We start from the raw sequence: 25,920 nt of genomic DNA on the forward strand, positions 1-25,920 counted from the left end.
TCAGCCTTTCACTCCGGTCAGCGTGACGCCCTCGACGAAAGCCTTCTGCGCGAAGAAGAAGACGAGGATCACGGGGGCCATGACCAGTACGGTCGCGGCCATGGTCAGGTTCCAGTCGGTATGGTGCGCGCCCTTGAAGGACTCCAGGCCGTAGCTCAGCGTCCAGGAGCCCGGCGTGTCGGACGCGTAGATCTGCGGTCCGAAGTAGTCGTTCCAGGCGTAGAAGAACTGGAAGAGCGCTACGGCGGCGATGCCGGGGCGCGCCATCGGAAGGACCACCTTGATGAGGGTGCGCAGCTCCCCGCACCCGTCGACCTTCGCGGCGTCCAGGTACTCGTTGGGGATGGTCATCAGGAACTGGCGCAACAGGAAGATGGTGAACGCGTCGCCGAAGGCCAGCGGGATGATCAGCGGCCACAGCGTGCCGGACAGGTCCAGCTGCTTCGCCCAGAACAGGTACATCGGAATGATGATCACCTGTGGCGGCAGCATCATCATCGAGATGACCAGCATCAGCGACAGATTGCGGCCGCGGAAGCGGAACTTGGCGAGCGCGTATGCCACCGGTACGGACGACACCACGCTGAGCACGGTGCCGAGTCCGGCGTAGAGCAGCGTGTTCTTCCACCAGGTCAGAAAGCCCGGGGTGTCGAACACCTTGCGGTAGTTGGACCACGCCCAGTGGTGCGGGATCAGGTCCCGGGTGAGCGTCTGCTGACTGTCCATCAGCGAGGTCAGCAGCAGGAAGACGAAGGGCAGCACGAAGAACAGCGCGGCCGCGACGCCGAGCGAGTGCACGGCGATCCACTGGAGCAGCGCCTTGCGGCGGGCCACCTTGGCCGCCGGGGTGGCGGCTTTGGCCTCGGTTGCGTCGAGGGCGTACGTCATGTCACTCACCTGCCTGGATGAGTCCGCCGCGGCGCTTCATGAGGAGCGCCGTGAAGACCATGGAGAGGGCGAACAGGACGAGGGCGACCACGCAGGCGGAGCCGTAGTCGAAGCGCTGGAAGCCCAGGTTGTAGACGAGCTGAGGCAGCGTCAGCGTCGACTTGTCGGGGTAGCCGGGCTCGAACTGCTGGCCCGAGTTGCCCATGTGCCCGGAGGCGACCTTGCCCGCCACCAGCGGCTGGGTGTAGCTCTGCATCGCCTGGATGACGCCGGTGACCACGGCGAACATCACGATGGGCGAGATGTTCGGCAGGGTGACGTAGCGGAACTGCTGCCAGGCCGAGGCTCCGTCCAGCTCGGCGGCCTCGTACTGCTCCTTCGGCACGTCGAGCAGCGCGGCCATGAAGATCACCATGAGGTCGCCGACGCCCCACACCGCGAGCAGGGTGAGCGCGGGCTTGGACCAGGACGGGTCGGTGAACCAGTCCGGGGCGGGGATGCCCAGGTCGCCGAGGAGCGAATTGACCGGCCCGGTACCGGGGTTGAGCAGGAAGACGAAGCCGAGCGTGGCCGCGACCGGCGGGGCGAGGTAGGGCAGGTAGAACAGGGTGCGGAAGACGCCCACCCCCGTCTTGATCTTGGTGATGAGCATGCCCACGCCGAGCCCGAACACGACCCGGCAGGCGACCATCACGACCACCAGCCACAGGGTGTTGCGCAGCGCCGGCCAGAACAGCGGGTAGTCGTTGAGGACGTACGACCAGTTCTGGAGGCCGTCGAAGGTGGCCGCGCCGAATCCGTCGTAGTGGGTGAAGGAGAAGTAGACCGTGGAGATCAGCGGGTAGGCGAAGAAGACGCTGAAGCCGATCAGCCAGGGCGACAGGAACGCCAGGGTCCGCAGCATCGAGCGGCGGTGCTTGGAGCGCAGTGTGTACGTCGTGCTCATGGCGGGGCTACTTCGCCTGCGCGATCGCGGCGTCGATCTCCTGGGCGGTCTTGGCGAGCCCCGCCTTGATGTCGCCCTGCTTGCCGCTCTCGACGTCGTAGCCGAGGTTCTGCAGCGACACCAGGTACTGGCCGCCGTTGACGGAGGCCGGGGTGGTGGTGGAGTTCGGGTTCTGCGCGATGTCCAGGAAGGTCTTGAAGCGCGGGTCGGCCTGGAGCTTGGGTGACTTGAGGGCGTCGAAGGTGGACGGCACGTTGTGGATGGCGTTGGCGAAGTTGACCACCGCGTCGGTGTTGGTGGTCATGAACTTGACCAGTTCCCAGGCCGCGTTCTGCTTCTTCGAGGTCGCCGCGATGCCCGCGATGGTGCCGGTCAGATAGCCCTTGCCCCACGTGCCGACCTGGTCGTCGGGTACGGGCAGCGGGGCGACGCCGATCTCGAACTTGGGCTTGCTGTCCATCGCCATGCCGAGCCGCCACTCGCCGTCCATCGACATCGCGAGCCGGCCGGTGTTGAACGGGTTCGTGTCGCCGTACTCGTCACCGAACGACGAGCGGTACTTCTCCAGCTTGGTGAAGCCGCCCAGGTCGTCGACGAGCTGCTTCTGGAAGGCGAGGCCCTTCTCGAAGGCCGGGTCCTTGGCGATGTTCGACTTGCCGCTCGTGTCGAAGTACGTCGGCGACCACTGCGCGAGGTAGTGCTCGGTCGTCGTCTCGTAGGCGTGGTAGTTCGGCATGAAGCCGAGCTGCTCGTACGAGTCGCCCTTGGTCTTGGTCAGCGTCTTGGCGTCCGCCGCGAACTGGGACCACGTCTTGGGCGGGTCCGTGATCCCGGCCGCCTTGAAGGCGTCCTTGTTGTAGTAGAGCGCGTACGAATCGCCGAGTAGCGGCAGGGCGCACCGCTTGCCCTGGAACTGGGTGTACTCGTTCATGGTCTTGGGGAACGTCTTCGCCGGATCGATGCCGTCCTTCTTCAGGAACGGGGCGAGGTCGACGAAGGCGTTGGACGAGCAGAACTTGCCGACGTTGTTCGTGGTGAACGACGACACCACGTCGGGGGCGCTGGAGCCGCCCGCGCGCAGCCCCTGGTTGATCTTGTCGTCGTTGATGTCGCCGACGACCTTGACGTGGATGTTGGGGTGCGCCTTCTGGAAGGCGTCCACATTGGCCTGGATGGCCTTGACCTCGTTGGGGGCGTTCCAGCCGTGCCAGAAGGTGATCGTCGTGTCCTTGGACGCGTCGTCGCTCGCGCTGGTGCTGCTCTGGCCCGTGCAGGCGGAGGCGAGCAGGGCTATGGACGCGGTCGCGGCCAGGGCGGCGGCCGACTTCCGGCGGATTCTGGGCATGGCGGTGTCTCCCGGAGAGGGGGCGGAGGGGTGAGGGGGAAGGGCGGTTCAGCGTGTGGTGTCGAAGACCTCGTCGCGCGTGGTGGCGAGGGCGGCCTCCAACGCGCCGCGCAGTACGGGGAGTCGGTCCACCTCGCCGATGACGAGGCGGGGCCGGGAGGCGGCCAGCTCGCCGAGTTCGGTCTGGACGAGCTCGCGCAGCGGCTCGCCCCCGGCGGCGATCAGGGCGCCGGACAGGACGACGAGCTCCGGGTCGAGCACGGCGACCAGGGAGGCGAGGCCGGTCGCGAGCCCGGTGGCGAACGCGTTCAGAAGCTCTTTCTCGGGGCCTTGCCCGGCCGCGGCGCCCCGCGTGATCAGGGCGGCGGCCACTTCGTTGGGCGTCCCGGTGGGGATGCCGTCGACGCCGAGCTCCCGGGCGAGCCGGGGCAGCGCCTGCCCGCCGGCCAGCTCCTGGAAGCCGCCCGAGTTCGCCTTGGTGACATGCCGTACGAGGGGAGCGCCCGGCACCGGCAGGAAGCCGACCTCGCCCGCGCCGCCGGTGAACCCGCGGTGCAGCCGCCCGCCGATGACGAGCGCGGCACCGAGCCCGCCCTCGTTCCACAGCAGGACGAAGTCGTCGTGGCCGCGGGCCGCGCCCAGGCGCTGCTCGGCGATGGCGGCGAGGTTGACGTCGTTCTCGTACTCGACGGGCATCGGCAGGGCGGCGGCCAGCTCGTCGAGCAGCGTGGGGGAGTGCCAGCCCGGCAGGTGGGAGGCGTAGCGCAGCCGCCCGGTGCCGGGGTCGAAGGCGCCCGGGGTGCCGATGACGACCCGGTGCACATCGGCCCGCGCGAGCCCGGCGGCCTTGACCGCCCCGTCCAGGGCGTCGGTCACCTGCCGCACCACGGACTCGGCGCGCCGCCCGGGGGTCGCGACCTCGAACTCCCCGACGACATGGCCCGCCACGTCGGCGACGGCGGCGCGGATGCGCTCGGGCGTGACGTCAAGTCCCGCTACGTAGGCGGCAGTTGCGTTGACGGCGTACAACTGGGCGTTGGGTCCGGGCCGCCCGGCCGTGGTGCCGGTGGCGACGACCAGACCCGCCGCCTCAAGCCGCGCGAGCAACTGCGAGGCGGTCGGCTTGGAGAGCCCGGTGAGCTTGCCGATCCGGGTCCGCGAGAGCGGCCCGTGCTCCAGGAGCAGATCGAGAGCGGCCCGATCGTTCATGGCGCGGAGTACGCGCGGAGTCCCTGGGGTAGTGCTACCAGCCACGACAGATCCCCCTGCCCCCTCTGCCCTTCGGGCGCTTGCTTCTCCACGCCACTGTTAGGAAAGTTTCCTATTCGATGAGGGGAAACGTAGGGCGCGGGTCGGCGGCACGTCAATGGGCGGGGGCGTGGCGGCTACCAAAGCGTTACCTGCGCGACGCCCGAGGGGCACCCCGCGGAACGGTTTCCTGCGGGGCGCCCCTCGGGGTTCGCGCGTTTACTTCGCCAGATTCGGGTTCGGGATCGGGTTGGTGGCCAGCGACTGCGGGGAGGTCGGGTTGGCCAGGGCGGACGGGGCGGCAACGGCTGCCGACGGGTCCGTGGCTGCCGCTTCCTCCGTCAGGGGGAGGCCGCCCACGATGCGGATGCCCGCCGCGTCCAGGGCCACCTTGATCCGCCAGCGCAGTTCCCGCTCCACGCTCAGCGCCTTGCCCGGCATGGTCTTCGCCGAGACGCGGACCACCATGGAGTCGATCAGTACCTCGTCGAGGCCCAGGATCTCCACCGGACCCCACAGGCGCTCGTTCCACGGCTCGTCCTTCGCCATGGACTCGGTCGCCTCGTTGATCACCGTACGCAGCCGCTCCAGGTCCTCGGACGCACGGACGCGGACGTCCACCCCGGCCGTCGCCCAGCCCTGGGACAGGTTGCCGATGCGCTTGATCTCGCCGTTGCGGACGTACCAGATCTCGCCGTCCGCGCCCCGCAGCTTCGTCACGCGCAGGCCGACCTCGATCACCTCGCCCGAGGCGACGCCCGCGTCGATGGAGTCGCCGACGCCGTACTGGTCCTCCAGGATCATGAACACGCCGGACAGGAAGTCCGTGACCAGGTTGCGGGCGCCGAAGCCGATCGCCACGCCCGCCACACCCGCCGAGGCGAGCAGCGGGGCCAGGTCGATGTTCAGGACGCCGAGCACCATCAGGGCGGCCGTGCCCATGATCAGGAACGATGCCACCGAGCGCAGCACCGAGCCGATGGCCTCCGAGCGCTGGCGGCGCCGCTCCGCGTTCACGAGCAGTCCGCCGAGTGCGGTGCCCTCCACCGCCTGGGCGCTGCGGTTCATCCGCTCTATGAGCTTGGTCAGGGCCCGCCGGACCAGGACTCTCAGGACCGAGGCGATGACGATGATCAGGAGGATGCGGAATCCGACGTACAGCCACGTCGACCAGTTCTGCTCCACCCAGCCCGCGGCCTCGGTGGCCGACTTCTGGGCGTCTTGGAGCGTCGCGGGTGTGGGCGGCGGCGATCCGTCGGCCAGGACGGCGGACCAGTTCACGGCAGGAACCTCCAGCGTTGCGGTGCCGGCCGAAGCGGCGGCAGACCCACCACACTAACGGGGCAAGAGCTGTGCTCCGTTGACGTGTTCGAGGGAGAGGGGCGCCGCGCCTGGGAAAGTAGGGGGTGTGGTCGAAAACACTTCGGGCCCGTTACCTGGACGTGGTGGCGCTTCGACCAGCCATGAGGAGAGACTGGAGAGCAGATCGTCCCGGCGCGAGCCACGCGCCGCCGGCGTAATAGGAGGCACCCGTGCCGCATGTCCTGGTCCTCAATGCGTCGTACGAGCCCCTCGGCGTCGTACCGCTCCGTCGCGCGCTCGTCCTCGTCCTCGAAAACAAGGCCGTCAGCCTTGAGGAGTCCGGCGCCTTCATGCATAGCGCGACCCGTGCCGTCGCGGCGCCCAGCGTCGTGCGGCTCAAGAGATTCGTACGGGTCCCCTACCGGGGGCCCGTTCCGCTGACCCGCCGTGCCCTGTTCGCCCGGGACGGCGGCCGCTGCATGTACTGCGGTGGCGTCGCAACCAGCGTCGACCACGTCATCCCGCGCAGCCGCGGCGGCCAGCACGCCTGGGAGAACGTGGTCGCCGCCTGCCGGCGCTGCAACCACGTCAAGGCGGACCGCCACCTCATGGAGCTCGGCTGGCGCCTTCGCCACCAGCCCGCCCCGCCCACCGGCCTCGCCTGGCGGATCATCGGCACGGGGCACCGCGACCCGCGCTGGCTGCCCTACCTCCAACCCTTCGGCGCGGACGACGCCCTGGCCCGGATCGACGGCATCTCCGCCTGACGCGATCCGGGCCCTGTCGTCCACCCGGCTATGAACCGTCCCTGACGGCGTACGCCTCGACCGACCACAGCGCATAGCCGGACTCCGACGCCCGCCGCATCCCCTGGACCCGGATGAAGCGGGCGTCCTTCGCGTCCAGGTGGACGACCTCACGCCCGCCCTTCCCCTCGCCTACGGCCGCTGCCGTACGCCAGCTACGCCCGTCCGACGACACCTGCACCTCGTACCGCGCGGCACCGGCGCCCTGCCACTGGAGCACCACCAGGCCGACCCGGGCGGGCCCGGCGAGCTCGGCCTGCCACCAGGCGGCGTCGTCGGGGAGCGAGGCCCAGCGGGTCGCCGGGTCGCCGTCGGCCGCCGCGCGGGCCGGGAAGGACGGGTCCGCGTCGCCGGAAGAGGTCGCCTTGGCGCCCGCGATCAGGTCGGGGCCGCCGGTACGCGGATAGGCCCGCACGGTCAGCGTGGTCTGACGGCCCGCGAAGGACAGCGGCACCTCGTACGCGCCCGCGGGCGTGCCCTTCGCGACGCTCACCTCGACCGGCACGTCGGCGCTCGTGCCGCGGGCCACCGTCGTGTCCCGGGGGAGCCGCACCGTGATGCCCCGCGGGGGCTTCGCGGTCAGCGCGCCGCTCACGTCATCGGGCCCCATCGCCGCCACCGAGGCCGTGACGCGCCGCGCGGCTCCGCCGATCTCGGCGTCCGTCGAGGCCGGGTCCAGGGCCAGGTGGGCCCGCGGCTGGTCCGCGTACCAGGGCACCAGGCGATCCACCCCCGACGAGCCGCCGGACACCCGCACCGCATCGGCCCGCACGCCGTTCGCCGCGATCTGGGTCCACCCGGACGCGTCGAGCGGGCCCAGGGTGCGCCACTCGTCGCCCGGGATGTGCGCCTGGACCTCGCCGGTGGTGCCCGGCTTCGCCAGCACGGTCAGCGCCTGGACCGGGCGGCCGCCGCCGAGCCCGACCGTGTAGGCGTCCGGCGCCTCGGTGACGTTGGCCGCCGGATGGTCCGCGCCCGTCCAGGCGTCGGCCTCCCGCACCGCCCGGTCCAGGAACGCGCCCAGGACGCCCTCGCCGACGGTGACCGGGGCCCGAGCGGCCGCCTCGCGCACCGGAGCCAGGGCCAGCGAGGCCCGCCAGGCCGCCTCGCCGTCCCCGGCCGACTGGGCCTGGAGCAGATCGACGGCGAGCTCACCGGCCTGCCCGTAACGCGCCAACTGGTCGAGCCAGGGCCCCAGTTCACCGCCCACCGCCGAGTCCGCGAGGCGCTGCGGGGCCTGCCGCATCACCGTGAACGCGGCGCGCAGCTCCTTGGCCGCCCGGTCGCGCGCCACCGCGTCCGGGCCCGTGCGCGCGGTCCAGAACGCGTCCATGAGCGGGCGCAGGTACGCCGACTCGGGGCCGCCGAGCACGGAGGAGGCGTCGTTGCCGGCGAGCGCCGTCAGCGCCTCGCGGACCGACGGATCGCCGCCCGCCAGGTCGTCGACGGCGGCCCGCCAGGACTCCTGCGGCTGGTAGCCCTGCGGGTTCCACGCGAAGTCGGCGGCCGTGAACAGCGGGATGCGGGACGCGGCGGGCTGCTCCATCGCGTTGGCGAGCAGCGCCGCCGAGCCCGTCGCGACACCCGGCTCGCGGCCGGTGTAGGGGCCGAGGAAGATCCGGCCCGGCGCGTAGTCGTTGACCGGGTAGTTGTCCATCGTGACGAGCCGATGGCCCAACGCAGTGCGGGCGCCCGCGAGTTGGGAGCCGCTGATGGTGCGCGGCACGACCCCGACCCCGGTCCAGGCGACCTGCACCCCCGGAGCGAGCGCGGCCGACAGGGCACCGCGGTACTTGGTGGCGCCGTCCTGGTAGTACTCCGTCGGCATCAGCGACAGCGGCTGCGAACCCGGGTGGGCCGAAGCGAGATGGGCGGCGACCGCGTTGGCCACCCGGGAATGCGCCCTGGCCGCGGCCTCGGGCCCCGAGCCGAACGTTTCCGCGTCCGCGCCGCAGTGCCACTCGCTGTACGAGACGTCCTGGAACTGCAACTGGAACGCCCGCACCCCGAGCGCCCACATCGCGTCGAACTTGCGGTTCAGCCTGGCGACATCGGCGTCCGAGGACAGGCACAGCTCCTGGCCGGGCGCCACCGCCCAGGCCAGCGTCACGTGGTTGCGGGCCGCCCGGTCCGCGAGCGCCCGGAAGGCGTCCCGCTGCTCGGCGGGGTACGGGTCGCGCCACTGGGCCTGGCGGTACGGGTCGTCGCCCGGCGCGTACAGGTAACGGTTCTGCTTGGTGCGGCCCATGAAGTCCAGCTGGTCCAGGCGCTGTTCGAGGGTCCAGGACTGGCCGTAGAAGCCCTCGGTGGTGCCGCGCACGGCCGTGCCCGGCCAGTCGCGCACCGCGAGGCCCGGGATCCGCCCGTCGCCGTGCCTGTCCTTGCCGAGCAACTGGCGCAGCGTCTGCGCGGCGTGGAAGAGGCCGTCGTCGCCCACCCCGTCCAGCGCCACCGTGTCCCGCCCGGCGACCCGGCCGACCCCGATCCGGTAGCCGCCGGCCGGCAGATCGCCCCGCGCGGGCACCCGCAGCGCCCGCAGCGCGTCATCGGCGCCGGGCCCGCCGATCCTGAACACCGGCCCGCTGCCCGGCAGTTGGCGGTGCAGGGTGCGCACCCCGGCCGCCTTCAGGAGATCCGCCACGGCCTGCACGGCGTACGGATCGGCGCCGGGGTCCGCGAGCAGCACCGCCTCGCCGCCGAAAGCGACCGGCGACCCGGCGGGCGTCAGGGACTGTGGCCGAGGCCACACCTCGGGCAGCGGGCCCGCGTCCAGGGCCGGATCGGAGGCGGTGAGGGAGGGGCCGGAGGGGGCGGCGAGGGCGCCGGGTGCGGCGCCGATCAGGCCGCCGATCACGGCGATCGCAAGCGCTGTCGCCCTCTTCCCGCGACCGAGCTGCACGGGCCACTCCTCACCTGACACGGCGTGAGTCACGAGCCCACCACCCGTCTGCCGAGGGTGTCAATGCGAGTGGCCGATCTGTCTGATATGCCTGGTGCGATGCGTGCGGTACGAGCTTGTGAGCGGCGGTACGTCTGGCGGGCCGCCCGCTGGGTAGGGCACCTCTGTCCCTGCCGTCCACCGAACCTGGAGGCCCCCGTGGTCGCCCCCGCCCCCGAGCAGCCGCTGACCAGCGAGCCCCCGATGGCCGACGCCGAGCCCCTGATCAGCGAACCCCCCATGGCCGAGACGGCCCCCCTGACCAGCGAGCCCACGCCGGTGGCCGCCGCCGCCGCGGGGTTCTGAGGCCATGGCCCTGGCCCGGCTCGCCGCCCGGCACGGCGTGGCCACGTCGTACTCCCCGTCGGCGGGCGTCACCGTCGAGGTGCCGGACGCCACGGTGGTCGCCGTCCTCGCCGCACTCGGCGTGGACGCGTCGACCCCGGCCGCGCTGCGCCGGGCCCTGGCCGCCGCCGAAGCCGCCGAGGCGGAGCGTCTGCTGCCCCCGACGCTGGTGCGCTGGGGCGACGGGCCGGTCCCGGGCCTCTGCGACGAGCTGACGGTCATCGGCACGCCGGCCGATCAACTCCCGCTGGGTGTACACCAGTTGGAGGTCCGCCACCGAGACGGGCGCACGGCGACCGCGACGCTGATCGTCGCGCCGCACGGCGTGCCGCAGCCCCCGTCCCGGACCCACGGCTTCCTCGTCCAGCTCTACTCGCTGCTCTCCACCCGCTCCTGGGGCATGGGAGACCTCGGCGACCTCGCGGAGCTCGCGAGCTGGTCGGGCCGCACGCTCGGCTCCGGGTTCGTGCAGGTCAACCCGCTGCACGCGGCCGTACCCGGCGCCCCGACCGACCCGTCCCCCTACCGCCCCTCCTCGCGCCGCTTCCCCGATCCCGTACACCTGCGCATCGAGGACATCCCCGAGTACGCGTACGCCACCGAGCGGGCCGGACTCGACGGGCTGACCGTGCGCGCTGCCGCCCTGCGTCAACGGGTCCTGGTCAAGGGGGAGTTGATCGACCGGGACGCCGTGTGGGAGCTCAAGCGCGAGGCCCTGGACATCCTGCACCGGGTGCCGCTCGCGCCCGGCCGCCGGGCCGCCTACTGCGACTTCCTCGCCGGGCAGGGCCAGGCCCTGGAGGACCACGCCACCTGGTGCGCGCTCGCCGAGCGGTACGGGCCGCACTGGCGGCGCTGGCCCGAGGGGCTGCGCGACCCGAGATCCGGCGCGACCGCCCGCGCCCGCCGCGAGCTCATCGACCGCGTCGACTTCCACACCTGGCTCGCCTGGCTCACCGACACCCAGCTCGCCGCGGCCCAGCGCGCCGCCCGCGAGGCGGGCATGCCGGTCGGCCTCGTCCACGACCTCGCGGTCGGCGCGCACCCCGAGGGCGCCGACGCCTGGGCCCAGCAGGACGCGTACGCGCCCGGCATGTCGATCGGTGCGCCCCCGGACGCCTTCAACGCGCGCGGCCAGGACTGGGGCCTGCCGCCCTGGCGCCCCGACGTCCTCGCCGCCGGCGGCTACGCCCCGTACCGCGGACTGCTCCAGGGCCTCCTGCGCCACGCGGGCGCCCTGCGCATCGACCACGTGATGGGTCTGTTCCGCCTCTGGTGGGTGCCGGAGGGGCACCCGCCGACCGACGGCACGTACGTCCACTACGACGCGGAGGCGATGCTCGCCGTCCTCGCCCTGGAGGCGCACCGCGCGGGCGCGGTCGTCATAGGGGAGGACCTGGGCACGGTCGAACCGGGCGTGCGCGAGGCCCTGGCCGAGCGGGGTGTGCTTGGCACGTCGGTCCTCTGGTTCGAGCGCGACTGGACGGGTACGGGGCGTCCCCTGCCCCCCGAATCCTGGCGGTCGGGCTGCGTGGCCACCGCCACCACCCACGACCTGCCGTCCACGGCGGCCCGCCTCACCGGCGAACACGTCCAGCTCCGCCACCGCCTCGGCCTCCTCGCGACCCCGCTCGCCCAGGAGCAGCACGCGGCCCGCGCGGAGGTGGCCGAGTGGCTCGGCTACCTGGAACGCCTGGGCCTCCTCCCCGACGCCCCCGGCGACGAGGAGGCGGAGATCCGCGCGATCTACGGCTTCCTGCTGCGCACCCCGGCCCGGATGGTGGGCGTGTGGCTGCCGGACGCGGTGGGCGACCGCAGACCGCAGAACCTGCCGGGCACGTGGGACGAGTACCCCAACTGGCGCCTGCCGGTGGCGGGGCCGGACGGGCAGCCGCTGACGCTGGAGGCGATCGTGGGCTCGCCTCGGCTGCACGCGCTGATGCGGGTGTTCAGCGCTGTCGGTCCCCGTACGGCACCCCCGGGCGCGCGGCCCTCTTAGGCGTTCGCTACGTTTGCACCGTGGACAAGAAGAACGCCCTGCGCGCCGGCGCCGTAGCAGCCGGAACGACGCTGATGATGCTGCTCATGTCGTCCCCCGCGCTCGCGCTCACGCGCGACGACGGTGACGACCCGGGGCCCGGCCTGAGCGTGATCGACACGATCGGTCTGTTCGTGGTCGCGCCCATCGCGCTGTTCGCGATTATCGCCGGACTGGTCATGGTCCTCGACAAGTCCCGGAAGGCGCCGAAGAAGGCGTAGCCGGGTTGTCGGCCTGATCTTCCCGCCCGGCTCGCTCCGCCCCCTTTGAGGGCCGGGCGAGCCGGGCGGGTGTTTGCCGTCCGCCCGCCCCCTGCGGATGGCCCCGCGCCTCAGTGCGCCGCCAGCAACTTCCGCAGCAGCGCGGACAGTTGAGCCGCCTCCTCCGCATCCAGCGCGGAAGTGAGAAGCTCGGTCTGGGCGGCCAGCCCGGCCGTCACCGACTCCTCCACCAGGGCCAGCCCCTTCTCCGTGAGGGTCACCCGCAGACCCCTGCGATCCGTCGGATCGGGGCTGCGACGCAACAGCCCCGCCTTCTCCAGCTTGTCGAGCCGCCCCGTCATCCCCCCCGTCGTCAGCATCAGCGTCGCCGAAAGCTGCCGCGGCGACAGCGTGTACGGCTCGCCCGAGCGGCGCAGCGTGGCGATGACGTCGAACTCCCCGCGCCCGATGCCGAACTTCGCGTACTCCTTGTCCATCCGCTCGCCCATCGCGCGCGCGATCCGGTAGATCCGGCCGTACACCGCCATCGGGACCGTTTCGAGGTCCGGGCGGACCGCCGCCCACTGGTCGGTGATCGCGTCCACCGCGTCCGAGGGGGCGTCGGGCAGCGGCTCGGCGGGCGTCGGGGGAGCCGGGTGAGTCGTCTTCGCGGCAGTCATGAGACCCAGTATCCGAGGCCATTGAGTCGGACGCAAGAAAGTTGCTTGACGGAAAGTAGCTTACGAGTAAGCTACTTTCCATCGAGCTATCAGGCCGAACCATCCATCACCGCGAACCCCGAGCACCCCGGAGTCCCCATGCGTGCGTTCCGCAGCCGTACCCGCATCCCCCGCATAGCCGGGGAACGCCGGATGCTCGTCGCCATGGCCGTCGACGCGACCGGCTCCGGGATGTACGTGCCGTTCAGCCTGGTGTTCTTCCACCACGTCACCGGGCTCCCGTTCGCCACCGTCGGACTCGTGCTCACCGTCGTGGGGCTGCTCGGGCTGGGCGCGCTGCCGCTCGCCGGGGCCGCCGTCGACCGGTACGGGGCGAGACGCGTGCAGCTCCTGCTGTACGGAGTGCGGGGCACGGGCTTCCTCCTGTACCCCTTCGCCCACTCCCTCCCCGCGTTCGCCGCCGTCGCGCTCGCCACCGCCTTCGGTGACCGGGCCTTCCCCGCCGTACAGCAGTCGCTGCTCGGCGAGGTCGCCCAGGGCGCCGACCGGGACCGGCTCCAGGCCTCCTCGCGCGCCCTGCGCAACGGCGGACTCGGCGCCGGCTCGCTGCTCGCCTCGCTCGTCGTCGGGTTCGCCGGGGACGCCGGGTTCACCGCGGCGGCCTGGCTCAACGCGGCCAGCTTCGCGCTCGCGGCCCTGCTCATGCGGGGCGTACGGGCCGAGCGACGGGCACCCGTCGAGGGCGCGGCCCGGCCGTCCGCCGGCTACCGGCAGGTCTTCGCCGACCGGCCCTTCCTCGGGCTCACCGCCGCCAACTTCCTCAACGCGCTGGGGTATTCGGCCCTCTCCGTCCTCTTCCCGCTCTACATCACCACCTGGCTGCACGGGCCCCAGGCCATCACCGGCACCGCGTTCACGCTCAACACGGTGATGTGCGCGGCGGGCGGGGTCGTGGTCGCGGCGCGGGTCCGTTCCCGCGGCGCCCGGCGCACCCGCTCCTCGGCCCTCGGCTCGCTCCTCTTCGCCGCCGCGTTCGCCGCGCAGATCGTGCTCGGTACGTTCCGGCCCGGCTCGGGGGTCGTGCTCGGCGGGGCGCTGCTGCTCATCGTCGCGCTGTACACGATGGGCGAGCTCGTCCACAGCCCGTCCGCCGGGGCGCTGTCGGTGGCGGCCGCGCCGGAGGCGCTTCGGGGACGGTACTTGGCGGCGTACCAGCTGTCCTGGTCGCTCTCCGCGGCGCTCGCGCCGTCGCTCTTCACCGCGCTGATGTCGGTCGACGGGCGGCTGCCGTGGGCCGTGCTGGTCGGTACGTCGCTGGTGGCGGCGGGGGTGGTGGTGCGGCTTGAGCGGGTGCTGCCGGGCGGGGCGGTACGGGTCGCTCTCGCCGGGCGGGTTGCGTGCCCCACCCCGCCCCTTCCCCAAACCCTCCGGGGGTGAATGGGCTCCTGGGGCTCCGCCCCAGACCCCGTTCGCGCCTTAAGGGCGCTCGTCCTCAAACGCCGGACGGGCTGAAATGCCCGGTGCGGGCCCGCAGTCGACAGCGATCCGCACCTGCACGGACAGCACGTCCCACGAACCAGAACCGACAGGGAAGTCAGAAGTCACATGAACCAGAACCGGCTCGTCACCGTGGGCCTCACCGCCCTCGCCTCCGTCTCCTGGGGCTCCACCTACTTCGTCACCACTCAATTCCTGCCCGCGGACCGCCCGTTGTTCACCGGCATGATGCGGGCCCTGCCCGCCGGGCTCGCGCTCATAGCGCTCACCAGACGGCTGCCCAGAGGTGACTGGTGGTGGAAGGCGGTCGTGCTCGGGGCGCTCAACATCGGGGCGTTCTTCCCGCTGCTCTTCCTCTCCGCGTACCGGCTGCCCGGCGGCATGGCGGCCGTGGTCGGGTCGGTCGGGCCGCTGTGGGTCGCGGGGCTCGCCGCCCTGTTCCTCGGCGAGAAGCCCACCCTGCGGAGCCTGCTCACCGGCATCGCCGCAGCCCTCGGGGTCAGCCTCGTGGTCCTCAAGGCGGCCGGTGCCTTCGACGCGATCGGGGTGATCGCCGCGCTCGGCTCCTCGGCGTCGATGTCCGCCGGGACCGTGTTCACCAAGCGCTGGGGGCGGCCGGAGGGCGTCGGACCGCTGGTTCTGACCGGGTGGCAGCTCGCCGCGGGCGGGCTCCTCATCGCGCCGGTCGCCTTCTTCGTCGAGGGCGCCCCGCCCGCGCTCGACGGGCGCAACCTCGCCGGATACGTCTACCTCGCCCTGGTGAACACCGCCGTCGCGTACTGGCTCTGGTTCCGCGGCATCGGCCGCATGACCGCGACCTCCGTCACCTTCCTCGGCCCGCTCTCCCCGCTCACCGCCGCCGTCATCGGCTGGGCGGCACTCGGCCAGGCCCTCGCCCCCGTGCAGCTCCTCGGGATGGCCATCGCCTTCGGTGCCACCCTGGCCGGCCAGGCCGCCCCCAAGAAGCCCGCCGAGGCAGCGGACACGTCCGCTCGATCTTTCAGCTCTGCTGAAGATAAATCACTGAAACTTTCGATGGACGTGACAAGTCGCTCGGTGCGACGGTAAGGGCACATCAAGCGCCACACCAGGCGCCGGCAAACCCCACGCACCGAAACGGAGTCATCGTGACCGTCCTGGACCGAGTCCGCAGCACGCCGCGCGCCACCGCGGCCACGAGGGGGGGCGGGGCCTCCGGGCTCGGGCTCGTCTTCGCGGCCGTGGCGACGGTCGTCTGGTCCGGGAGCTTCGTCGCCTCCCGGGCCCTGCACGACTCGGTGCCACCCATCCAGGCCGCGTTCTGGCGCTGGCTGATCGCGATCGTGGCGGTCGCCCCCTTCGCCGTCCGGGAGGCCTGGCGCCAACGGGACCTGATCCGGCGCCACTTGGGATACCTGACGGTCGCCTCGCTGCTCGGCATCACCGTGTACAACACCCTCGTCAACCAGGCCGGAACCTCCACCTCGGCCGGCAACATGGGCATGATCATGGCTGCCTCGCCGGTCCTGATGGCCGTCCACGAGCGCCTCACCGGCGGCCGGCTCGGTGCCCGGCGCACCATCGGGCTGCTCGTCGCCGTGGCCGGAGTGCTGCTCCTGGTCAGCAAGGGCTCGCTCGATCTCGACCTCGCGCCCGGCGACCTGTGGATGGTCGCGGCCGCCCTCAGCTTCGCCTCGTACAGCGTGCTCCTCAAGCGCCGCCCGGCCGAACTCGGTCCGCTCGCCTTCCTGTTCACCACCTTCGTGCTCGGCGCGCTCATGCTGGCCCCGGTGTACGGGGCCAGCCTCGCGGTCCAGGGCGGCTTCGCCGCGACGCCCGGCACGGTCGGCCCGCTCCTCTACGTCGGCGTGCTCTCCTCCGCCGTCGCCTTCTTCGCCTGGAACAAGGCGATCGCGCTGATCGGCGCCGCCCGCGCCGGAGTCGTCTACTACCTCCAGCCGGTCTGCGTGGCCCTGCTCTCCTACCCGCTGCTCGGCGAGGCGATGGGCCCGGCGCAGCTGGTCTGCATGGCGCTCATCCTCGGCGGGGTCGTCCTCGGATCCCGCAGGTGAACCGCCCGGGGGAGGCGCCGGTATGTTGCGTCCCATGAGCGAGTGGGACATCAAGAAGCTGCACATCCTGCGGACCCTGCGCGAGCAGGGCACCGTGACCGCGACCGCCGAGGTGCTCATGATGACGCCCTCGGCGGTCTCGCAGCAGCTGTCCAACCTCGCCAAACAGCTTGGTGTGACGCTGCTCGAAGCGCACGGCCGCCGGGTCCGCCTCAGCGACGCCGCCCATCTCGTGCTGCGCCACGCCGAGGCCGTATTCGCCCAACTGGAGCGCGCGGACGCCGAGTTGACGGGCTACCTCCAGGGTGAGGCGGGCGAGGTGCGGATCGGGGCGTTCTCGACCGCCGTGCCCGCCCTCGTCGTACCGGCCGTGCAGCAGCTGCGCCGCAGCCATCCGGCCCTTGAGGTACGGGTGCGGGAGGCCGAGGCGGCCGAGGCGTACGAGCTGCTCTCGGCCGGGACCGTGGACCTCGCCCTCTCCCTCGCCGCCCATGCGCCGAGCGCCCGCGACCCGAAGTTCGCGCTGCTTCCGCTGCTCACCGACCCCCTCGACGTGGCGCTGCCCGCCGGGCACCCGCTCGCCGCCGAACCGGGCCTCAGGCTCGCCGACCTGGCACACGAGCCGTGGATCTTCGGCGGCAGCGGCCCCTGGTCGGAGATCACCACGGCGGCCTGCGAGGCGGCCGGATTCGTCCCCGAGCAGGCGCACAGCGCGGCCGGCTGGACCGCGATCCTGGCCATGGTGGAGGCCGGGATGGGCGTCGCCCTGGTGCCCCGGATGGCCGCGGCCGACCGGCGCGCGGGCGTCGTCATGCGGATACTCAGCGCGGACCAGCCTCGGCGTCACGTCGTGGCCGCCGTGCGGCGCGGCGCGGAGGAGGGCCCCGCCCTGGCCCGGGTGCTGGCCGCGCTGCGGGACGTCGCGAACGCACGCCCCGCCGGTTAAGCGGTTTTCGCGGGCGCGTCCAGGCGGGCGAGCTCGGCGTCGGTCAGGCGCAGGCCGCCCGCCGCCACGTTGTCGACGAGGTGGGCCGGGTCGCCGGTGCCGGGGATGGCCAGGACGTGAGGGCCGCGGTGCAGCGTCCACGCGAGCCGGACCCGCGCCGCGCTCACCCCGCGCTCGCGCGCGACGGCCAGCACCGCCTCGCTCTCCGCGCCACCCGCGCCCGTCTCGCGCCCGGCCCCCGCGATCGCGTAGAACGGCACGAACGCGATCCCCCGCTCGCCGCACAGCCGGAGCATCTCCTCCTGCGCCGCGGGCGCGCCGATGCCGTACGGGTTCTGCACGCACACGACGGGTGCGATCGCCAGCGCCTCGTCGAGGTGCGCGGGGCCCACGTTGGACAGGCCCAGGTGGCGGATGAGCCCCGCCTCGCGCAGCTCGGCCAGCGCGCCGAAGCGCTCGGCGATCGAATCGGTGCCGGTGATGCGCAGGTTCACCACGTCCAGGTGGTCGCGGCCGAGCTGGCGCAGGTTCTCCTCGACCTGCCCGCGCAGCGCCTCGGGCGTCCTGGCGTGCTCGCCCCACTCGCCCGACGGGACCCGGGTGGGCCCGACCTTGGTGGTGACGACGAGATCGTCCGCGTACGGGGCGAGGGCCCGGCCGATCAGCTCGTTCGCGGAACGCAGCGGCGAGAAGTAGAACGCGGCGGTGTCGATGTGATTGACGCCGAGCTCAACTGCCTTGCGCAGTACGGCGATTGACCGTTCCCGGTCGCTCGATGCGGCATCGGCGCGCAGGGCCGCGCCCTGCTGCGGCAGGCGCATCGCGCCGAAGCCGATCCGGTTGACGGTCAGGTCGCCGAGCCGCCAGGTGCCCGCGGCGGCCGCGGTGATGATTTCTGAGGTCGTGGTCATGGCGGGAGTCTGGCAGGGGCGGGGCGGCCCGCCGGAAGCTGGCAACAAGCTGCCAGGACCGTCCAGTCCGTTCAGTATCACTGAACAGACTGTGCGAAAACTTTCGATGGACGTGGAGGGTGGGGGCGGGCGAGAGTCGGGTCATGACTTCCGCCACCGAGAACATCGCCGACCACGCCTCCACCGAGGACCCGCACGCCAACGACGCCGCCCCCTATGGAGGTGGCGACCCGTACGCCGACTACCGCTCCGGTGACTTCGCGTTCACCGAGCTCGTCGACCTCGCGGACCGCCGGCTCGGCGCCGGAGTCATCGCCGCCAACGACGAGTTCTTCGCCGAGCGCGAGAACCTGCTCGTCCGCGAGCGGGCCGTGTTCGACCCGGAGCACTTCGGGCACAAGGGCAAGATCATGGACGGCTGGGAGACCCGCCGCCGTCGCGGCGCGGACGCCGACCACGTCTTCCCCGCGCCCGAGGATCACGACTGGGCGCTCGTACGGCTCGGCGCGCCCGGCGTGATCAAGGGGATCGTCGTCGACACGGCGCACTTCCGCGGCAACTACCCGCAGCGAATCTCCGTACAGGCCACGGCGGTCGAGGGCTCGCCCAGCCCCGAGCAACTGCTCGCCGACGACGTGAAGTGGGACGAGATCGTCCCGCCGACGCCGGTGCGCGGCCACGCCGAGAACGGTTTTGACATCACTACGGGCCGCCGTTACACCCACGTCCGGCTCTGCCAGCACCCCGACGGCGGCGTGGCCCGCCTGCGCGTGTACGGCGAGGTCGTCCCCGACCCGGAGTGGCTCGACACGCTGGGCACGATCGACCTCGTGGCGGTCGCCAACGGCGGTTCGTACGAGGACGCGTCGGACAAGTTCTACTCCTCGCCGACGCAGATCATCCTGCCGGGGACGTCGCAGAAGATGGACGACGGCTGGGAGAACCGGCGTCGCCGCGTCCGCGACACCAACGACTGGGTGCGCTTCCGGCTGGTCGCACAGGGGGCGATCAGGGCGGTCGAGATCGACACGGCGTACCTGAAGGGGAACTCGGCGGGGTGGGTCGCGCTGAGCGGGCGCAACGGCGAGACGGGGGAGTGGTTCGAGATCATCCCGCGTACGCGGCTTGAGCCCGACACGCTGCACCGGTTCCGCCTTCCGGCGCAGGCGGTGGCGACGCACGTCCGCCTCGACGCGTTCCCGGACGGCGGGGTGGCCCGGATGCGGCTGCACGGTGTGCTGACGGCGGCGGGAGCGGCCGAACTCCGCAGCCGCTACGCGGAGTTGACCGCCTGACCTCCGGTCCCTCCATCTCTACCTACCTCCTCTTCCGCCCGGCGGACGGCTGCGCATGCGACGCCCGTTCGCCGGGCGGGTCTCATTTCCCCCACCCCGCCCCTTCCCGAAAGCCTCCGGCGGCGAGAGGCGGGTTCTTGGGGCCGGTCCGTCGCGTGGGCGCGGCCAGCCACGCATGGTCTGCGGTCGAAGGCGGCTTTAGGGGCGCGGGGAACTGCGCGAGCAACCACCCACGGCCTGCAGGTACACCCCCACCCCAGCCCCTCCGGCGTTTGAGGAGCGGGGTGCAGGGGCGTAGCCCCGCCGGGGGTCTGGGGGCGGAGCCCCCACGGGGAAGTGCCACTCCTGTTACGGCCTCCCCCGGAGGGTTTCGGGAAGCGGCGGGGTGGGGGGCAGCCCCGCAGGGAACCGCCCCCCTCACCCCGCCCCCCGCTACGCGGCTTCCGCGTCGGCCACTCGGGCCCGCAGCGCCCGCTCCACGCCCGAGCGGGACTCCGAGATCAGGCGGCGCAGGGACGCGTTCGGGGCGGCCGAGGACAGCCAGGCGTCCGTCGCGTCCAGGGTTTCCTGGGAGACCAGGAGGGACGGGTACAGGCCCACCGCGATCTGCTGGGCGATCTCGTGCGAGCGGGACTCCCATACGGACTTCACCGCGGAGAAGAACTTCGCCGAGTACGGGGCCAGCAGTTCGCGCTGGTCCGTCTGGACGAAGCCGCCGATCACCGCTTCCTGGACGGCGTTCGGGAGCGTGTCGCCCTCCACCACCGACGCCCACGCCTCGGCCTTCGCCTCCGGCGTCGGGCGCGCGGCCCGGGCGGTCGCCGCGTGGCGCTCGCCCGCGGCCGTCTTGTCGCGGTCCAGCTCCGCCGCGATCTCCGGCTCGTCGAAGACGCCCGTCGCCGCGAGCCGCTCCACGAACGCCCAGCGCAGCTCGGTGTCCACGGCGAGGCCCTCGATGGTCTCCGCACCCGTCAACAGGCCCTGGAGCAGGTCGAGTTGCTGCGGCGTGCGGGCCGTCGCCGCGAAGGCGCGGGCCCACGCCAGCTGGTGGTCGCTGCCCGGCTCGGCGGTGCGCAGGTGCGCCAGCGTCGCGTCCGTCCACTGGGTCAGGCCCGCGTCGCGCCACTCGGGTGCCGCGTACAGGTCGATGGCCAGCTTCACCTGGCGGTGCAGGGACTGCACCACACCGATGTCGGACTCCTTGGCGATGCCCGACAGGACCAGCGCCAGGTAGTCGCGCGTCGCGAGCTCGCCGTCGCGGGTCATGTCCCAGGCCGAGGCCCAGCACAGGGCGCGCGGCAGGGACTCGGCGAAGTCGCCCAGGTGCTCGGTGACGACCCGCAGCGACTCCTCGTCGAGGCGGACCTTCGCGTACGACAGGTCGTCGTCGTTCAGGAGGACGACCGCCGGGCGGGACGTACCCGCGGGCAGCTCGACCTCGGTGCGGGCGGCGGCCTCGATGTCCAGCTCGAACCGGTTCGTACGGACCAGCTTGCCCGCCCCGTCCAGGTCGTAGAAGCCGATCGCGATGCGGTGCGGGCGCAGCGTCGGCTCGCCCTTCGCGCCGGCCGGCAGCGCGGGAGCCTCCTGCAGGACCGTGAACGACGTGATGGCGCCGGATGCGTCCGTCGTGATCTCGGGGCGCAGCACGTTGATGCCCGCCGTCTCCAGCCACGCCTTCGACCAGGTCTTCAGGTCGCGCCCGCTCGTCTTCTCCAGCGCGCCGAGCAGGTCGGACAGGCGGGTGTTGCCGAACGCGTGCGCCTTGAAGTACGCCTGCACGCCCTGGAAGAACTCGTCCATGCCGACGTACGCCACGAGCTGCTTCAGGACCGAGGCGCCCTTGGCGTACGTGATGCCGTCGAAGTTGACCAGGACGTCGTCCAGGTCGCGGATGTCCGCCATGATCGGGTGCGTCGAGGGAAGCTGGTCCTGGCGGTAGGCCCAGGTCTTCATCGAGTTGGCGAACGTGGTCCAGGAGTGCGGCCACTTGGAGCCGGGCGCGTACGCCTGGCAGGCGATCGAGGTGTAGGTGGCGAACGACTCGTTCAGCCACAGGTCGTTCCACCACTCCATCGTCACCAGGTCGCCGAACCACATGTGGGCGAGCTCGTGCAGGATGGTCTCGGCCCGCACCTCGTACGCGGCGTCCGTCACCTTCGAGCGGAACACGTACTGGTCGCGGATGGTGACCGCGCCCGCGTTCTCCATCGCGCCCGCGTTGAACTCCGGCACGAAGAGCTGGTCGTACTTGGCGAACGGGTAGGCGTAGTCGAACTTCTCCTGGAACCAGTCGAAGCCCTGCCGGGTCACCGCGAAGATCTCGTCCGCGTCGAGGAACTCGGCGAGCGAGGGGCGGCAGTAGATGCCCAGCGGCACCGACTGCCCGGCCGGGCCCTCGTACGAGGAGTGCACCGAGTGGTACGGGCCCACGATCAGCGCGGTGATGTACGAGGAAATGCGCGGGGTGGGCTCGAAGGCCCACACGTTCCCATCGGGTCCCTTGGGCTCCGGCGTCGGTGAGTTGGAGATCACCGTCCAGCCCGTCGGCGCCTTCACGGTGAACCGGAAGGTCGCCTTCAGGTCCGGCTGCTCGAACGAGGCGAACACGCGGCGTGCGTCCGGAACCTCGAACTGTGTGTACAGATAGGCCTGTTGGTCCACCGGGTCCACGAAGCGGTGCAGGCCCTCGCCGGTGTTGGTGTACGCGCAGTCCGCGACCACCCTCAGCTCGTTCGGGCCCGCTTCGAGCCCGGCCAGCGCGATCCGGCTGTCCTGGAACACGGCGGCCGCGTCCAGCGCGGTCCCGTTCAGGACGACCTCGTGCACGGTCGGCGCGACCAGGTCGATGAAGGTCTCCGCCCCGGCCTCGGCGGAGTCGAAGCGCACGGTGGTCGCGGACCGGTAGGTGCCGCCCTCCTGCGCGCCGCTCAGGTCGAGCTCGATCTCGTACGAGTCAACGGTGAGCAGGGCCGCCCGCCGCTGCGCCTCTTCACGGGTCAGATTCGTGCCAGGCACCCGGTCATCTCCTTCAGATGCTTCAGTTCCATCAGATCGTGACGTTCCGGCCATCCTTGCACGCAGGGTCCGCACAGCGCGATGTCCGTTTTCCGCCGGTGAACAGGGCCTCGCGCGACCACGCTGGTGCCATGACGATCTACACCGCACGTCCCATCGAGCCCGCCGTCCTCAAGCAGCTCCGCGACACGGACGACGCCGGGCGCCCTTGCGTTCCCTACGTCGACGAGGAGGGCGGCGATCCCCTGCGGTGCTGCCTGCGCCCCATCGCGCCCGGCGAGAAGGTCGCCCTGGTCTCCTACGCCCCGCTGCGGCGCTGGGCCGCGGACACGTCGGCGGCGCCGGGGGCGTATGACGAGCAGGGTCCCGTCTTCATCCACGCCGAGGAGTGCGACGGGCCGGCGGGTGCCGACCTGTACCCCTTCACACGGCCGGGAGCGATCCGGGTCCTGCGGCGCTACAGCGGCGACGGGCACATTCTCGGCGGGCGGCTCCTCGAATTCCCCGAGGACGCGGCCGCCGCCTTCGACACCGCCCTCGACGAGGCCTTCTCCGACCCGGAGGTCGCCCTGGTGCACGTCCGTGCCGTCGAATACGGCTGCTTCCAGTTCGAGGTGCGCCGCTAAGAGCGTTTGCTTGCTGTTCGGCTGCGGACCGTGGGCGCGACCAGCCCCCACCGGTCCGCAGCCGAAAGCAACGCGCCGGCAGGGTGCTCAGCCCTTGAGCTCGGCCGCCACCAGCTCGGCGATCTGGACCGCGTTCAGCGCAGCGCCCTTGCGGAGGTTGTCGTTCGAGAGGAACAGCGCGAGGCCGTTCTCGACGGTCTCGTCGTTGCGGATGCGGCCCACGTACGACGCGTCCTTGCCCGCCGCCTGGAGAGGGGTCGGGATCTCGGAGAGCTCGACGCCCGGGGCGTCCTTGAGGAGCTCGTACGCGCGCTCCACGCTGAGCGGGCGCTCGAAGCGGGCGTTCACCTGGAGCGAGTGGCCCGAGAAGACCGGCACGCGGACGCAGGTGCCGGAGACCTTGAGCCCGGGGATGTCCAGGATCTTGCGGGACTCGTTGCGGAGCTTCTGCTCCTCGTCGGTCTCGAAGGAGCCGTCATCGACGATGCTGCCCGCGAGGGGGAGCACGTTGAAGGCGATGGGGCGCTTGTAGACGCCGGGCTCGGGGAACTCGACCGCGTCGCCGTCGAAGGTCAGCTGGTCGGCCGCCTCGGCGACCTTGCAGGCCTGGGTGTGCAGCTCGGCCACGCCCGCGAGGCCAGAGCCGGAGACGGCCTGGTAGGTGGTGGCGACCATCGCGGTGAGCCCGGCCTCGTCGTGCAGGGGGCGCAGGACCGGCATCGCGGCCATCGTCGTGCAGTTCGGGTTGGCGATGATGCCCTTGGGGCGGTTCGTGATCGCGTCCGGGTTGACCTCGGAGACCACGAGCGGGACGTCGGGGTCGCCGCGCCAGGCGGAGGAGTTGTCGATCACGACGGCGCCCTGGGAGGCGACCTTCTCGGCCAGCGCGCGCGAGGTGGCGCCGCCCGCCGAGAACAGCACGATGTCCAGGCCCGTGTAGTCGGCGGTGGACGCGTCCTCGACCGTCACGCCGTCCAGGACGGTGCCAGCGGAGCGCGCTGAGGCGAACAGGCGCAGCTCGTCAGCCGGGAAGGCCCGCTCGACGAGGATCTTGCGCATGACCGATCCGACCTGCCCGGTGGCTCCGACGATTCCGACCCTCACGGTGACTCCCTTGCTGCTCACGTGCTTCACGTGCTCCTGTACGGCTCCGGCCCATCCATGATGCGTCGGATCCCGGCGGACTTGTCCAATCCATTGTCCGGGGTGTGGGACGCCTGCCCACTTGTGACAAGTCCATGGCATCCGTGTTGCATCCGCCCCGAAATGCCCCGCGGAGCCGTTTTTGCTGGCTACGGTCCTGGCAAGCCGGTCGATCATCGGCGACACCGCACCGTATTCCGGAGGATTTCCCGTGCCCGTATCCCGCCGCACCCGGGCCATAGCCGCCCTCGCCGCCGCCCCGGTGATCCTGTCCCTGGCGACGCCCGCCGTCGCCCGCGGGGGACACGACCAGCACCTCGCGAAGAAGCTGGTCAAGGAGGCGTCGGGGGAGAGCGCCTACCGCCATCTGGAGGCCTTCCAGAAGATCGCCGACGCCAACGGCGGCAACCGGGCGGCCGGCACCCCCGGCTACGACGCCTCGGCCGCCTATGTGTACGGGCAGCTGGAGCAGGCCGGGTACGACGTCTCGTACCAGGACTTCACCTTCTACGAGTCGAAGACGCTGCGGCAGAAGCTGACGGTGGGCGGGCGTCAACTGGCCTCCGCCGCCTACCTGTTCAGCAAGTCGACCCCGGCCGGCGGGCTCACCGCCGAGGTGAAGGCGGCCCGCGTCGACGACACCCCGGGCTGCTCGCTCGACGACTACGCCTCCGGCACCTTCACCGGGAAGATCGCGCTGGTGAAGCGCGGCAGCTGCACCTTCCAGGAGAAGGAGGCCGTCGCCGCCAAGGCGGGCGCGGCCGGCGTCATCGTCTACAACCACTCCGGGACCGACGCCGTGCACGGCACGGTCGGGGAGCCACAGAACGCGCACATCCCGGCCGCCGGGATCTCCCTCGCCGACGGCGAGGCGCTCGCCGGGCAGCTCGCCAAGGGCCCGGTCGAGGTCACCCTGGACGTGGCCACCGAGGCCGTCGCCAAGAAGACCCGCAACGTGATCGCCGAGACCCGCACCGGCAACCCGGACAGCGTGGTCGCGCTCGGCAGCCACCTCGACTCGGTCCCCGAGGGCCCCGGCATCAACGACAACGGCTCCGGCTCGGCGGGCCTGCTCGAAGTGGCCCTCAAGCTCGCCAAGGAGACCAAGCAGACCCGCAAGCACCCCAAGCAGCTCCCCAACAAGGTGCGGTTCGCCTGGTGGTCCGGCGAGGAGCTCGGCCTGCTCGGCTCGGAGCACTACGTCAAGAACCTCACCGAGCAGCAGCAGAAGCAGATCAAGCTCTATCTGAACTTCGACATGATCGCCTCGCCCAACGCCGCCCAGCTCGTCTACGACGGCGACGACTCCGACAAGAAGGGCGCGGGCCCGGGCCCCGCGGGATCGGCGCAGATCGAGGGCCTGATCAACAACTACCTCGACAAGCGGCACGTCCAGCACGAGGGCTACGACTTCGACGGCCGCTCCGACTACGGCCCCTTCATCGAGGTCGGCATCCCGGCCGGCGGCACCTACACCGGCGCCGAGGAGATCAAGACGCCCGAGCAGGCCAAGAAGTGGGGCGGCACGGCGGGCCAGGCTTTCGACCCCAACTACCACGCCAAGGGCGACACGTTGAAGAACATCGACAAGAAGTACTTCGACCTCAACATCGACGTCATCGCGCAGGCCGTCGGCACCTACGCCGTCGATCTCAGCTCGCTCAAGGGCTGAGCGCACACAGCACGAAGCGGGGCGG

The 25,920-nt window shown here is 71.8% G+C and carries 21 protein-coding genes; 11 read left to right on the plus strand and 10 right to left on the minus strand.

The window, feature by feature from the left end; all coding sequences use genetic code 11:
- The 5 genes from OHA17_RS25990 to OHA17_RS26010 form a co-directional block, all read right to left on the minus strand.
- Window positions 1–888 (minus strand): carbohydrate ABC transporter permease, encoded by an 888-nt coding sequence (locus OHA17_RS25990; protein WP_406508592.1) that lies wholly within the window; start codon window positions 886–888, stop codon window positions 1–3.
- A 1-nt stretch (window position 889) separates the two neighbouring features.
- The gene (locus OHA17_RS25995; protein WP_406508593.1) at window positions 890–1,834 is read right to left on the minus strand and encodes a carbohydrate ABC transporter permease; all 945 of its coding nucleotides are present in this window, start codon (window positions 1,832–1,834) and stop codon (window positions 890–892) included.
- 7 nt (window positions 1,835–1,841) lie between these two features.
- Window positions 1,842–3,179, minus strand: a complete 1,338-nt coding sequence (locus tag OHA17_RS26000; RefSeq protein WP_406508594.1) for an ABC transporter substrate-binding protein — start codon at window positions 3,177–3,179, stop codon at window positions 1,842–1,844.
- Window positions 3,180–3,227: 48 nt separating this feature from the next.
- On the minus strand, window positions 3,228–4,433 hold the full coding sequence (locus OHA17_RS26005) for an ROK family protein (protein ID WP_406508595.1): 1,206 nt from the start codon (window positions 4,431–4,433) through the stop codon (window positions 3,228–3,230).
- A gap of 213 nt (window positions 4,434–4,646) precedes the next feature.
- On the minus strand, window positions 4,647–5,708 hold the full coding sequence (locus tag OHA17_RS26010) for a mechanosensitive ion channel family protein (protein WP_406508596.1): 1,062 nt from the start codon (window positions 5,706–5,708) through the stop codon (window positions 4,647–4,649).
- Window positions 5,709–5,959: 251 nt separating this feature from the next.
- On the opposite strand from OHA17_RS26010, the gene OHA17_RS26015 reads away from it, so the two are divergent.
- Window positions 5,960–6,496 (plus strand): HNH endonuclease, encoded by a 537-nt coding sequence (locus tag OHA17_RS26015; RefSeq protein WP_053727372.1) that lies wholly within the window; start codon window positions 5,960–5,962, stop codon window positions 6,494–6,496.
- 28 nt (window positions 6,497–6,524) lie between these two features.
- Here OHA17_RS26015 and OHA17_RS26020 read toward each other — a convergent pair whose 3' ends face one another.
- The gene (locus OHA17_RS26020; RefSeq protein WP_406508597.1) at window positions 6,525–9,434 is read right to left on the minus strand and encodes a beta-N-acetylglucosaminidase domain-containing protein; all 2,910 of its coding nucleotides are present in this window, start codon (window positions 9,432–9,434) and stop codon (window positions 6,525–6,527) included.
- A 198-nt stretch (window positions 9,435–9,632) separates the two neighbouring features.
- Here OHA17_RS26020 and OHA17_RS26025 point away from each other — a divergent pair, with 198 nt between their 5' ends.
- From OHA17_RS26025 to OHA17_RS26035, 3 genes are read left to right on the plus strand one after another with little or no spacing between them, the layout of a single operon-like run.
- The gene (locus OHA17_RS26025; protein ID WP_406508598.1) at window positions 9,633–9,779 is read left to right on the plus strand and encodes a hypothetical protein; all 147 of its coding nucleotides are present in this window, start codon (window positions 9,633–9,635) and stop codon (window positions 9,777–9,779) included.
- Window positions 9,780–9,783: 4 nt separating this feature from the next.
- Entirely contained in the window at window positions 9,784–11,817 is a 2,034-nt protein-coding gene (malQ, locus tag OHA17_RS26030; RefSeq protein WP_406508599.1) for a 4-alpha-glucanotransferase, read from the plus strand.
- A 20-nt stretch (window positions 11,818–11,837) separates the two neighbouring features.
- Window positions 11,838–12,077 (plus strand): hypothetical protein, encoded by a 240-nt coding sequence (locus OHA17_RS26035; RefSeq protein WP_078966529.1) that lies wholly within the window; start codon window positions 11,838–11,840, stop codon window positions 12,075–12,077.
- 110 nt (window positions 12,078–12,187) lie between these two features.
- Here OHA17_RS26035 and OHA17_RS26040 read toward each other — a convergent pair whose 3' ends face one another.
- Window positions 12,188–12,736 (minus strand): MarR family winged helix-turn-helix transcriptional regulator, encoded by a 549-nt coding sequence (locus OHA17_RS26040; RefSeq protein ID WP_406508600.1) that lies wholly within the window; start codon window positions 12,734–12,736, stop codon window positions 12,188–12,190.
- Window positions 12,737–12,874: 138 nt separating this feature from the next.
- Between OHA17_RS26040 and OHA17_RS26045 the strand changes: the two genes are divergently transcribed.
- The 4 genes from OHA17_RS26045 to OHA17_RS26060 all read left to right on the plus strand — a co-directional run bounded on the left by OHA17_RS26045 (window position 12,875) and on the right by OHA17_RS26060 (window position 17,230).
- Window positions 12,875–14,173, plus strand: coding sequence for an MFS transporter (locus OHA17_RS26045; RefSeq protein ID WP_406508601.1), 1,299 nt, complete (start codon window positions 12,875–12,877; stop codon window positions 14,171–14,173).
- A 168-nt stretch (window positions 14,174–14,341) separates the two neighbouring features.
- Window positions 14,342–15,301, plus strand: coding sequence for an EamA family transporter (locus tag OHA17_RS26050; RefSeq protein WP_406508602.1), 960 nt, complete (start codon window positions 14,342–14,344; stop codon window positions 15,299–15,301).
- Between the two features lie 59 nt (window positions 15,302–15,360).
- Window positions 15,361–16,284, plus strand: coding sequence for a DMT family transporter (locus OHA17_RS26055; RefSeq protein WP_406508603.1), 924 nt, complete (start codon window positions 15,361–15,363; stop codon window positions 16,282–16,284).
- Between the two features lie 34 nt (window positions 16,285–16,318).
- On the plus strand, window positions 16,319–17,230 hold the full coding sequence (locus OHA17_RS26060; RefSeq protein WP_406508604.1) for a LysR substrate-binding domain-containing protein: 912 nt from the start codon (window positions 16,319–16,321) through the stop codon (window positions 17,228–17,230).
- Here OHA17_RS26060 and OHA17_RS26065 read toward each other — a convergent pair.
- Entirely contained in the window at window positions 17,227–18,141 is a 915-nt protein-coding gene (locus OHA17_RS26065; protein ID WP_406508605.1) for an aldo/keto reductase, read from the minus strand. The genes OHA17_RS26060 and OHA17_RS26065 overlap by 4 nt on opposite strands.
- Window positions 18,142–18,284: 143 nt before the next feature.
- On the opposite strand from OHA17_RS26065, the gene alc reads away from it, so the two are divergent.
- Complete coding sequence (gene alc, locus OHA17_RS26070; RefSeq protein ID WP_406508606.1) at window positions 18,285–19,436, plus strand: allantoicase; 1,152 nt, start codon at window positions 18,285–18,287, stop codon at window positions 19,434–19,436.
- A 432-nt stretch (window positions 19,437–19,868) separates the two neighbouring features.
- On the opposite strand, the gene pepN is transcribed toward alc, so the two are convergent.
- Entirely contained in the window at window positions 19,869–22,454 is a 2,586-nt protein-coding gene (gene pepN / locus OHA17_RS26075; protein ID WP_406508607.1) for an aminopeptidase N, read from the minus strand.
- 131 nt (window positions 22,455–22,585) lie between these two features.
- Here pepN and OHA17_RS26080 point away from each other — a divergent pair, with 131 nt between their 5' ends.
- On the plus strand, window positions 22,586–23,080 hold the full coding sequence (locus OHA17_RS26080; protein ID WP_406508608.1) for a DUF1203 domain-containing protein: 495 nt from the start codon (window positions 22,586–22,588) through the stop codon (window positions 23,078–23,080).
- Window positions 23,081–23,167: 87 nt separating this feature from the next.
- On the opposite strand, the gene OHA17_RS26085 is transcribed toward OHA17_RS26080, so the two are convergent.
- Entirely contained in the window at window positions 23,168–24,184 is a 1,017-nt protein-coding gene (locus OHA17_RS26085) for an aspartate-semialdehyde dehydrogenase (protein ID WP_406510819.1), read from the minus strand.
- Window positions 24,185–24,434: 250 nt separating this feature from the next.
- Between OHA17_RS26085 and OHA17_RS26090 the strand changes: the two genes are divergently transcribed.
- Entirely contained in the window at window positions 24,435–25,895 is a 1,461-nt protein-coding gene (locus tag OHA17_RS26090; protein ID WP_406508609.1) for a M28 family metallopeptidase, read from the plus strand.
- Window positions 25,896–25,920: the final 25 nt, after the last annotated feature.

It is taken from the genome of Streptomyces sp. NBC_00212, from assembly GCF_045206365.1.
Lineage (GTDB): Bacteria > Actinomycetota > Actinomycetes > Streptomycetales > Streptomycetaceae > Streptomyces.